The 10,355-nt window shown below is 63.9% G+C and carries 6 protein-coding genes and 2 rRNA genes (1 of these 8 running past the window's edge); 6 read left to right on the top strand and 2 right to left on the bottom strand.

What is annotated here, in order from left to right; all coding sequences use genetic code 11:
* The 4 genes from L2Y97_RS21015 to L2Y97_RS21000 form a co-directional block, all read left to right on the top strand.
* Positions 1–1,826: ribosomal RNA gene (locus tag L2Y97_RS21015) — 23S ribosomal RNA — on the top strand; it begins 1,059 nt to the left of the window's first position.
* 122 nt (positions 1,827–1,948) lie between these two features.
* Positions 1,949–2,063: ribosomal RNA gene (rrf, locus tag L2Y97_RS21010) — 5S ribosomal RNA — on the top strand.
* Positions 2,064–2,387: 324 nt separating this feature from the next.
* Positions 2,388–3,986, top strand: coding sequence for an ExeA family protein (locus tag L2Y97_RS21005; RefSeq protein ID WP_247430591.1), 1,599 nt, complete (start codon positions 2,388–2,390; stop codon positions 3,984–3,986).
* 2 nt (positions 3,987–3,988) lie between these two features.
* The gene (locus L2Y97_RS21000) at positions 3,989–4,672 is read left to right on the top strand and encodes a rhomboid family intramembrane serine protease (protein WP_247430588.1); all 684 of its coding nucleotides are present in this window, start codon (positions 3,989–3,991) and stop codon (positions 4,670–4,672) included.
* Here L2Y97_RS21000 and L2Y97_RS20995 read toward each other — a convergent pair.
* On the bottom strand, positions 4,661–5,398 hold the full coding sequence (locus L2Y97_RS20995) for a glutamine amidotransferase (RefSeq protein ID WP_247430586.1): 738 nt from the start codon (positions 5,396–5,398) through the stop codon (positions 4,661–4,663). The genes L2Y97_RS21000 and L2Y97_RS20995 overlap by 12 nt on opposite strands.
* 3 nt (positions 5,399–5,401) lie before the next feature.
* Positions 5,402–7,213, bottom strand: a complete 1,812-nt coding sequence (gene tfpB, locus L2Y97_RS20990; RefSeq protein WP_247430583.1) for a type IV pilus assembly ATPase TfpB — start codon at positions 7,211–7,213, stop codon at positions 5,402–5,404.
* Between the two features lie 65 nt (positions 7,214–7,278).
* Here tfpB and glyQ point away from each other — a divergent pair, with 65 nt between their 5' ends.
* Both glyQ and glyS read left to right on the top strand, forming a co-directional pair.
* The gene (glyQ, locus tag L2Y97_RS20985; protein WP_247430582.1) at positions 7,279–8,193 is read left to right on the top strand and encodes a glycine--tRNA ligase subunit alpha; all 915 of its coding nucleotides are present in this window, start codon (positions 7,279–7,281) and stop codon (positions 8,191–8,193) included.
* Entirely contained in the window at positions 8,183–10,327 is a 2,145-nt protein-coding gene (gene glyS, locus L2Y97_RS20980; protein WP_247430579.1) for a glycine--tRNA ligase subunit beta, read from the top strand. Before glyQ ends, glyS begins: the two co-directional genes overlap by 11 nt.
* The last annotated feature ends 28 nt before the right edge of the window (positions 10,328–10,355 follow it).

Below are 10,355 nucleotides of genomic sequence, written 5' to 3'. Positions count from 1 at the left end.
CCTTTAAAGAAAGCGTAATAGCTCACTGGTCGAGTCGGTCTGCGCGGAAGATTTAACGGGGCTAAGCTATGCACCGAAGCTCGGGGTGTACGGATTTTGATCCGTACGCGGTAGAGGAGCGTTCCGTAGGCCTGTGAAGGTGAGTCGTAAGGCTTGCTGGAGGTATCGGAAGTGCGAATGCTGACATGAGTAACGATAAGGGGGGTGAAAAGCCTCCCCGCCGAAAGCCCAAGGTTTCCTCGCGCAACGTTCATCGGCGCAGGGTGAGTCGGCCCCTAAGGCGAGGCAGAAATGCGTAGTCGATGGGAAGCAGGTTAATATTCCTGCACTTTTCTACAGTGCGATGTGGGGACGGAGAAGGTTAGGTCTACCAGGCGTTGGTTGTCCTGGGGAAAGGCGGTAGGCGGTGATCTTAGGCAAATCCGGGATCACATACGCCGAGCACCGAGACCAGTCCTATGAGGACGAAGTGACTGACACCACGCTTCCAGGAAAAGCCACTAAGCTTCAGCTGTAGAAAAACCGTACCGTAAACCGACACTGGTAGGCAGGGTGAGAATCCCAAGGCGCTTGAGAGAACTCGGGTGAAGGAACTAGGCAAAATGGCACCGTAACTTCGGGAGAAGGTGCGCCCTTTGGTGTGGTCACGTGCGTGACTGAGCATCGAAGGGTCGCAGTAACCTGGCCGCTGCGACTGTTTATCAAAAACACAGCACTCTGCAAACACGAAAGTGGACGTATAGGGTGTGACGCCTGCCCGGTGCTGGAAGGTTAATTGATGGGGTCAGCCGCAAGGCGAAGCTCTTGATCGAAGCCCCAGTAAACGGCGGCCGTAACTATAACGGTCCTAAGGTAGCGAAATTCCTTGTCGGGTAAGTTCCGACCTGCACGAATGGCGTAACGACAGCGGCGCTGTCTCCACCCGAGACTCAGTGAAATTGAAATCGCTGTGAAGATGCAGCGTTCCCGCGGCAAGACGGAAAGACCCCGTGAACCTTTACTATAGCTTTACACTGAACGTTGAGTTCTTCTGTGTAGGATAGGTGGGAGGCTATGAAACCGAGACGCTAGTTTCGGTGGAGCCATCCTTGAAATACCACCCTGAAGTGCTTGACGTTCTAACCTAGGTCCGTAATCCGGATCGGGGACCGTGTATGGTGGGTAGTTTGACTGGGGCGGTCTCCTCCCAAAGAGTAACGGAGGAGCACGAAGGTACGCTCAGCGCGGTCGGACATCGCGCACTGTGTGCAAAGGCATAAGCGTGCTTGACTGCGAGATCGACGGATCAAGCAGGTACGAAAGTAGGTCTTAGTGATCCGGTGGTTCTGTATGGAAGGGCCATCGCTCAACGGATAAAAGGTACTCCGGGGATAACAGGCTGATACCGCCCAAGAGTTCATATCGACGGCGGTGTTTGGCACCTCGATGTCGGCTCATCACATCCTGGGGCTGTAGCCGGTCCCAAGGGTATGGCTGTTCGCCATTTAAAGTGGTACGCGAGCTGGGTTCAGAACGTCGTGAGACAGTTCGGTCCCTATCTGTCGTGGGCGTTGGAGATTTGAGAGGGGCTGCTCCTAGTACGAGAGGACCGGAGTGGACGTTCCGCTGGTGTTCGGGTTGTCATGCCCATGGCATTGCCCGGTAGCTATGAACGGAAGCGATAACCGCTGAAAGCATCTAAGCGGGAAGCGCGCCTCAAGATGAGATCTCCCGAGAGCTAGACTCTCCTTAAGGCACCATCAAGACTAGGTGGTTGATAGGCACGGTGTGGAAGTGCAGCAATGCATTGAGCTTACGTGTACTAATGAGCCGTGAGGCTTGACCATATAACCCCAAGACGCTTCACCGTCTTAACTCTTATAAGCTCGATCCGAATCAAACCCGGACGCTTGTCACTCGTTTACACCCTCTGTGGAGCCGGCGCTCAAGGCGCTGCTCCCACCCCTTCCCTGGCGGCTATAGCGGCGTGGTCCCACCTGATCCCATCCCGAACTCAGAAGTGAAACGCGCATGCGCCGATGGTAGTGTGGCTCAAGCCATGCAAGAGTAGGTCACCGCCAGGGGCTTTATCCTAGAAGGCCTCCCCAACCGGGGAGGCCTTCGTCTTTTGTGGCGTTGCTGTCGTGCCCAACGGGCACGCACAGCAACAGGTCACCGCCAGGGGCTTTATCCTAGAAGGCCTCCCCAACCGGGGAGGCCTTCGTCTTTTGCAAAACCCGGTCTCGTATGAGGCCGGGTTTTTTCTTGTCCGCGATTTACCCAACCGCTCCCGTAGGAGCCCACCCTGTGGGCGACATCTCCTCGCCAGGAAACCCATCCTCCCGCGACTCCCCCTCGCGCACAGGGTGCGCTCCTACAACCGCGGGCAATTCGGATACTCTAGGCCCATGTATCTACAGACCTTTGGGCTGCGTGAGCCGCCGTTCGGCGATGCACCGGATCCGCGATTTGCGTGCCTGTTTGCGCGCGAACGCGAGATCCTTGCGCACGTCGAATACGAGCTCGGCGCCGGCGATCACAGCATCACGCTGATCTCTGGCGAAGCAGGTATCGGTAAATCGTTGCTGTGCATGCTCATCGAAACCGATGCCGCACAGCATGGCGTTCGTGCCGTAAGGCATGGTGCCGGTGACTATGCGCTCGAGACAGTGGCGTGGCTGCGCTCCATGTACGCCGGTTTCGGCCTGCCCTTGCCGCTAAGTGCCGAGGCGAATACCGAAGAGCACCTGGTGGATGGCCTGGCCGCTGGCCTGGGCCGCCTGGCCCACCATGTGAACCACAGGTTCCTGCTCATCCTGGATGATGCCGACGAGCTGGGCGACGATGGGCTCACGATCGTCGAACGTCTCTACGTGGCGAGCGAAAAGGCGCATGCACCGTTCCACCTGGTGCTGGCCGGTTTGCCCGCGCTACGCGAGCGCCTGGGCGGCCCGGACGCGCGTGGCATCGGCGCCCGTGTACGCAGCCGGCTGCCGCTCAATCCGCTGACGCCTGAAGAGAGCGAGCGGTACGTGCGCCACCGCCTGCATGTGGCCGGCACGGCGCAAATGCCATTCAGCCGCCTGGGGCTGCGTTCGCTACGCGATGACGGCAAAGGTAATCCCAAGCGCCTTAATGCATTGGCGCATCGCGCACTCGAACGCGCCGCGGAACGCGGTGAGAAAAACATCGGCGAGCGCGCGCTGGGTTTTGTCGCCCGCGAAGTGCTCCCTCAGTACGCGCGCTACTGGCTGCGCCGTTACCGCAAGCCGATCCTGGCGATCGGCGCCATGCTGGCCATCGTCTTCATCGGTGGGTTCGGGGTGTGGGTGTTCACTGGCCACACGCCCTCCCGGCCCAAGAGTTTCGTCGCCGTCACCCCCGAGCAGGCGCTCGCGAAGCTGCAGGATGCGCTCCCGGCACCCGATGTGGGCGCCGTTCGCGTATGGGGTGAGCTGCTGGCCCGTTGGCAGGTGTCATCCAAGGAGACATCGGTCGCCAATGCCATCAATTGCGACGCGCTGATTTTCCCGGGGTTTGCCTGCGTGAGTGGCCGCGGCACGCTGGACCAGCTGCGCCGGTTCGATCGCCCCCTGGTACTGGAACTCGACGACGCCCACGCGAAGCAGCAAGTCTTGCTGGTGGGCGCGGGTGACGAAGCCGTGCGACTGTACCTCGGCGGCAAATACGTCGAGCTGACCCGGGACGCCTTCGACCGCGTATGGAAGGGCCGCTTCTACGCGGTGTTCCGTGTCGACCCGGCCATGCCAAACAGGCTCTCACGCGGCGATAGCGGCGATGGCATGCACTGGCTCGTATCGCACCTGGGCCCGGTGGACCCCAAGGCAGCCGACAAGCCCGTGTTCGATACCGGCATCGAAACACGGGTGCGCAACATCCAGCAGCGCTTCGGCATCGCTTCCGATGGCGTGGTGGGCCCGGAGACCATGTTCGCGCTCTCGTCGCTGGAAACCGACGGCCCTCACCTCGCCCGCGGCGTACCCTGATCATGTTCGTGCATGTCGATACGCGCCGCCGCTCCCGGCTGTGCTGGGCCACGATGCTCATCGTGGTGGTGTGCGTTGTGAGCTTCGTGGCCCTGGCGTTGGCGGGGCGCACCGAGCGCATGGCGATCATGCTGCACTGGGGCACGGTGCCAGCGCACCTGTTCGGCGCCGGGCTTCCCTTATGGCAACAGGTAAGCGATCCGGCACTGCTGCGCCTGTTCACGGCAATCTTTATTCACGGCGGCTGGCTCCACCTGCTCAGTAACCTGCTGTTCCTTGTGATCTTCAGCCTTCCGGCCGAGCGTAGCCTCGGCTCGCCGCGGTTCCTGCTGCTGTTCCTTGCGGGCGGCGTGGTCGCCAACCTGATTGGCGCGATTTCGCTGACAGGCGCGCGCGTGGCGATCATCGGCTGCAGTGGTGCGGTATCGGCGGTGGTAGGCGCTTACGTCACGTTGTTCCCGCGCGCCCGGCTTGGCCTGGTGGTGCCGCTCGGCCTATACCTCGAGTTCGTCCGGGTGCCCGCTTTCGTGCTCATCGGCATCTGGGCGCTGGTGCAGCTGCTTTTCAGTTATGCGGGCGCGAGCTACGGCGCCGTGGTGTGGTGGACCCACATCGGCGGTTTTCTCTTTGGCATCCTGTTCGCGTTCTTCTCGCGCGGGGCCATCGTTCGCCGCTTACGCGGCTGAGGTTTCCCGCACGGCGCCAAGGTGCGTGTGCAGGAACCCGCGCAACAGCCCCGTCGCATGGGGCGTGGCGACCACCGCGGCCAGCATGTCACCGGGTGGCGTGCCTTCGCTGGCGAGTACATCGTGCTTGCGGCGGATATAGGCACGCATGACTTCCGCCGAGAATTCCGGGTGGAACTGCGTGCTGACGGCGTGCTTGCCGTAACGCACGAGGTGGTGCGGATCACGCGCCGAACTGGCCAGCGATACCGCGCCGTGCGGCAACTCGAGCACGCTCTGCTCGTGCGTGGTGTGCGCTTGGAACGTGGCGGGCAGCGCCACACCCAGGGCATCCGCCGTCGCGGCTTCGTGCGTGGTGAGCGCAACCGTACCCATTTCGCGGCCGCCCGGCAGGTAATCCACGCGGCCACCCAGCGCATGCGACATCAGTTGGTGCCCGTAGCACACACCGAGCATCGGCAGTTCCACATCCATGGCGTCACGGATCCAGCCGGCAGTGCGTTCACTCCACGGCAGCCGCTCGGTCACCATGGAGGCGGAGCCGGTGAGGATGGCACCGGAGACTTCATCCGGATCGGGCAGGGCATCGCCGCGTTCCACATCCACCACGCGCAGGCGGGGCGTGCGCAGGCGAAGGCCTAGCTGGAACCAGCGGGGAAAATCGCCGTGGCGGGCGCTGATGACATCCGGGGCGCGCCCCGTGCGGACGATGAGTACAGGCTTCATGGGTTACATCGTATCGTCGATATCGGTAGGCGGCAGCACGTTCAGCACCTCGCGCACCGTGGTCAAGCCGGCCGCGACCTGCGCCGCCGCGGAAATGCGAAGTGGCTTCATACCTTCGCGCAAGGCGGTTTCGCTGAACTTCGCGAGGTCCAGCTGGGCCGTGATCTGCCCGCGCAGGCGCGGCGAAAGCGGCATCATTTCGTACACACCGGTACGGCCGAGGAAGCCGGTCTTACGGCACTCCAGGCACCCCACCGCGGTATACACGCGCTCGGGCAGGGGTACGTCCCAGCCATGCGTCAGTACGCGCCATTCATCCGGATCCTGCGTCGTGGCTTCCTTGCAATGCGGGCACAGCGTGCGCACCAGGCGCTGCGCGACCACGCCGGCGAGTGTCGACTGGATGAGATAGTGGGGCACGCCCAGGTCGAGAAGACGTGTCACGGCGCTGGGTGAATCGTTGGTATGCAGGGTGGAAAGCACCAGGTGGCCCGTAAGCGATGCCTGCACGGCCATCTGCGCGGTTTCCAGATCGCGCACCTCGCCGACCATGATGATGTCCGGATCCTGGCGCAGCAATGTGCGCACGCCGGCGGCGAAATCCAGATCGATCGCGGGCTGCACCTGCATCTGGTTCAGCTCCGGCGACACCATTTCGATGGGGTCTTCCACCGTGCACACGTTCAGTTCGGGGCGCGCCAAGTGCTTGAGCGTGGAGTAGAGCGTGGTGGTCTTGCCCGAACCGGTGGGGCCGGTCACCAGGACGATGCCATGCGGGCGTTCCACCATGGACCGCCAGATGCGGTCTTCGTCCGGTGCAAAACCCAGCTGGCTGAAATCCTTCATCACCAGGTCGGGGTCGAAGATACGCATGACCACCTTTTCGCCGAACGCGGTCGGCATGGTGGAAATACGCAGTTCCACCTCGCGGCCCCCCGCGGAGCGGGTCTTGATGCGGCCATCCTGTGGCCGGCGCTTTTCGGCCACATCCATGCGCGCCAGGATCTTGATGCGTGAGGTCACCGCGGTCATGACCGGCGGCGGCAGTTCAAACACCTTCTGCATCACACCATCGATACGAAAACGCATCTGCCCGGCATCGCGGCGCGGCTCCAGGTGGATATCCGAGGCGCGCTGCTCGAAGGCGTACTGCAGCAGCCAATCCACGATGTGCACGACATGGCGATCATCGGCACCGAGCTCGCCGCCCTTGCCGAGTTCAAGCAGCTGCTCGAAGTTGATGATCTTGGACGAGGCATCCTGGCCCTTGGCATCCACCGCGAGCTGGATGGAGCGCTGCACGCCGTAGAACTCGAGCAGGTAACGGTTGATATCGACCGGGTTGGCCACCACGCGGCGGATTTCCCGGCGCAGCATGTGCCCAAGATCCTGCGCCCATGCCGAATCAAAGGGCTCGGCGGTCGCAAAGGTGACCTCGCCCGGTGCCACGGCAATGGGCAGGATCCGGTGGCGCTGGGCGTACGCGTTGCTGACCACCTGCGTGACCTGGGCCACGTTGACCTTCATCGGGTCGATTTTCAGGTAGGGCAGGTTGGCCTTGCCGGCGAGCCATTCGATCAGGAGCTCCAGGCTGAGCGGGCGGCCGTTTTCGCGCCGGTTCTCCAGCTTGCTGTTGGCGATAAGCACCAGCGGGTGCAGTTCCACCGCGCTCTTGCCCGCGCGCGAGCCACCGCGGACGCGCTTGGCGTCCTCGCCGGTGAGGTACCCGTCGACCACCAGCGAGGCGAGGACCTCGTCCAGCTCCAGCCGGCCCCGGCGGCCCAGTACCGCAGTGTGTTGCGGATTGACTGCCATGTGCTCCAACCCTGTAAATAGGCTACGCCGCTATACTAGCCCGCTTTCTCAAGGACCCGGGAACCATGTCCGCGCCCACCTTCCAAGACGTGATCCAGACCCTGAACCGCTATTGGGCGGAGCAGGGCTGCGTGCTCATGCAGCCGCTCGATACCGAGGTCGGCGCAGGTACGTTCCACCCGGCCACCTTCCTGCGCTCGCTCGGACCGGAACCGTGGGCTGCCGCTTACGTGCAGCCGTGCCGCCGCCCGACGGATGGCCGCTACGGCGACAACCCCAACCGCCTGCAGCACTACTACCAGTACCAGGTGGTGCTCAAGCCCAACCCGGACAACATCCTCGAGCTGTACATCGGCTCGCTGAAGGCGCTGGGCATCGATCCGCTCGTACACGACCTGCGCTTTGTCGAGGACAACTGGGAATCGCCCACGCTGGGCGCCTGGGGCCTGGGCTGGGAGGTGTGGCTGAACGGCATGGAGGTCACCCAGTTCACGTACTTCCAGCAGGCTGGCGGCCTGGAATGCCGTCCCGTCACCGGTGAGATCACCTACGGCCTCGAACGCCTGGTGATGTACCTGCAGAACGTCGACAGCATTTACGACATCGTCTGGACGCACGCCCCGCACGGCGTGGTCACCTATGGCGATGTGTTCCACCAGAACGAGGTGGAGCAGAGCACCTACAACTTCGAATACGCGAACGTGCCTGAGCTGTTCCACTGGTTCGATGTGTGCGAAGCCGAGGCCGGCAAGCTGATCGCCGCCGGCCTGCCGCTGCCCGCGTACGAACAGGTGTGCAAGGCCAGCCACGCGTTCAATTTGCTGGATGCCCGCCGCGCCATCAGCGTGACCGAGCGCCAGCGTTACATCCTGCGCGTACGTACCCTGGCCCGTAGCGTGGCCGAGGCTTACGTCGCCCAGCGCGAGAAACTTGGCTTCCCCGGCCTGAAGAACGACAAGGAGGCCGTCCATGGCCGATAAGCGCCTGCCGCTCATCATCGAGCTTGGCACCGAAGAACTGCCGCCCAAGGCGCTTGATGACCTCGCCGGCGCCTTCGCGCGCGGTGTCGTCGAAGGCCTGGAGAAGCGTGGCGTCACGGGTGACTACGCCGGGGCCAAAACCTACGCGTCGCCGCGCCGCCTGGCGGTCTATATCCCGGCCGTGGCCGTGGCCCAGCCCGAACAGAACGTCGAGCGCCGTGGCCCGGCCGTGAACGCCAGCATCGGCGCCGACGGCGAGCCGTCCAAGGCCCTGGTCGGTTTCGCCCAGTCGTGCGGCGTGGACGTGTCCGCCCTCGAAAAGCTGGAAACGGACAAGGGCGCGTGGTTCGTGTTCCGCGCCGTAAAGCCGGGGCAGCCCACGGCGGCACTGCTGCAGGAGATCGTGGTTGAGGCGCTGAAGGCGCTGCCGATCCCGAAGGCCATGCGCTGGGGCAACCGCGAAGATACCTTTGTCCGCCCGGTGCACACGCTGCTCATGCTGCATGGCTCGGATATCGTGGACGGCGAAGTGCTTGGCCTGAAGAGTGGCCGGCAGAGCCTGGGCCACCGCTTCCACCACCCGCACCCGGTGCACGTGGCCAGCGCCGATGCGTGGCTGGATGCCCTGCGCCATGCGCACGTCATCGCCGACCCGGCGGAGCGCCGCGAGCGCGTCCGCGCCGAGGTGGCCCGCGTGGCCACCGGCGGCACGCCGCGCCTTTCCGATGCGCTGCTCGATGAAATCGCCAACCTGACCGAATGGCCGGTCGGCATTGCCTGCACGTTCGAGCGCGACTTCCTGGAAGTGCCGCCCGAGGCGCTGGTCACCACCATGGAAACGAACCAGAAGTTCGTTCCCGTGTTTGATGCGGCCGGCAAGCTCACCGAACACTTCATCGGCGTGGCCAATATCGAGAGCCGCGACCCGGCGGAGATCAGCAAGGGCTACGAGCGCGTTATCCGTCCCCGTTTTGCCGACGCCAAGTTCTTCTGGGATGAAGACCTGAAGACACCGCTGGCCGATAACCAGGACGCGTTGAAGAACGTGACCTACCAGCAGTCGTTGGGCAGCCTGTGGGACAAGACGGTTCGCGTGGCCGAGCTGGCCCGGGTCATCGCCAATCGCGTGGGTGTGGACGCCGGCAAGGCCACGCACGCGGCCGCGCTCGCCAAGTGCGACCTGCTTACCCGCATGGTGGGTGAATTCCCCGAACTGCAGGGCGTGATGGGCCGTTACTACGCGACCCGCCAGGGCATCGACGCCGACGTAGCCGATGCGCTCGATAGCTTCTACCAGCCGCGTTTCGGTGGTGATGCGATCGCCGCGGGCAAGGTGGGTCAGGTGCTGGCCGTGGCCGAGCGCCTGGATACGCTCGCGGGCATCTTTGCCGTGGGCATGAAGCCCAGCGGCAACAAGGATCCCTTCGCCCTGCGCCGCGCCGCGCTGGGCCTGGCCCGCACCCTGATCGAGGGTGGCCTGGCTATCGACCTGCGCGCCGCGCTCACCGAGGCGTTCGAGCTCGTGCCCGAAGCCGCTTTCGTGGCCGGCGTGAAGCCGGGCAAGGATGGCAAGGCGCCGGCCATCGATATCGGTGCCCGCCGCCGCGAGCTCGGCGACGAAGTGAACAACTTCGTCCTCGAGCGCCTGCGTGGCTATTACACCGAGCAGGGCTTCAGCACCGATCAGTTCGAATCCGTACTGGCGGTCACACCCGCCACGCTGCCGGATTTCGACCGCCGGCTCCGCGCCGTGGCCGAGTTCGCGCGCCGGGACGAGGCCGCCAGCCTTGCGGCCGCGAACAAGCGCGTGGCGAACATCCTGCGCAAGCAGGCCGAGGAAGCGAATGCGGCGCCCATCCCGGCGCAGGTCGACCCGGCCCACTTCGAATCGGATGCCGAGCGTGAGCTGCACGCAGCCCTGGACGCCGCCCGGGCGGAAACGCGCGAGCTGCTGGGCCGGGCCGATTACACGGGCACGCTGGCACGCCTGTCGGTACTGCAGGCCCCGGTGGACCGCTTCTTCGACGACGTGCTGGTGAACGCGGAAAACCCGGCCGTGCGCGGCAACCGGCTGGCCCTGCTAGCCCAGCTCAAGGCAGCGTTCGGCGCGATCGCCGACATTTCCCGCCTGTAAAACAAAGAGCCCGGCGATAAGCCGGGCT

Origin of the sequence: Luteibacter aegosomatissinici (assembly GCF_023078495.1) — a bacterium.
Taxonomy (GTDB): Bacteria; Pseudomonadota; Gammaproteobacteria; order Xanthomonadales; family Rhodanobacteraceae; genus Luteibacter; species Luteibacter aegosomatissinici.
The sequence above is the reverse complement of the archived record's forward strand: the minus strand, read 5'-3'. Positions and strand labels throughout refer to the sequence as shown.

Coding starts and splice junctions, on each gene's coding strand:
- L2Y97_RS21005 (WP_247430591.1), top strand. CDS start 2,388: ATGTATCTACAGACCTTTGGGCTGCGTGAGCCGCCGTTCGGCGATGCA.
- L2Y97_RS21000 (WP_247430588.1), top strand. CDS start 3,989: ATGTTCGTGCATGTCGATACGCGCCGCCGCTCCCGGCTGTGCTGGGCC.
- L2Y97_RS20995 (WP_247430586.1), bottom strand. CDS start 5,398: ATGAAGCCTGTACTCATCGTCCGCACGGGGCGCGCCCCGGATGTCATC.
- tfpB (WP_247430583.1), bottom strand. CDS start 7,213: ATGGCAGTCAATCCGCAACACACTGCGGTACTGGGCCGCCGGGGCCGG.
- glyQ (WP_247430582.1), top strand. CDS start 7,279: ATGTCCGCGCCCACCTTCCAAGACGTGATCCAGACCCTGAACCGCTAT.
- glyS (WP_247430579.1), top strand. CDS start 8,183: ATGGCCGATAAGCGCCTGCCGCTCATCATCGAGCTTGGCACCGAAGAA.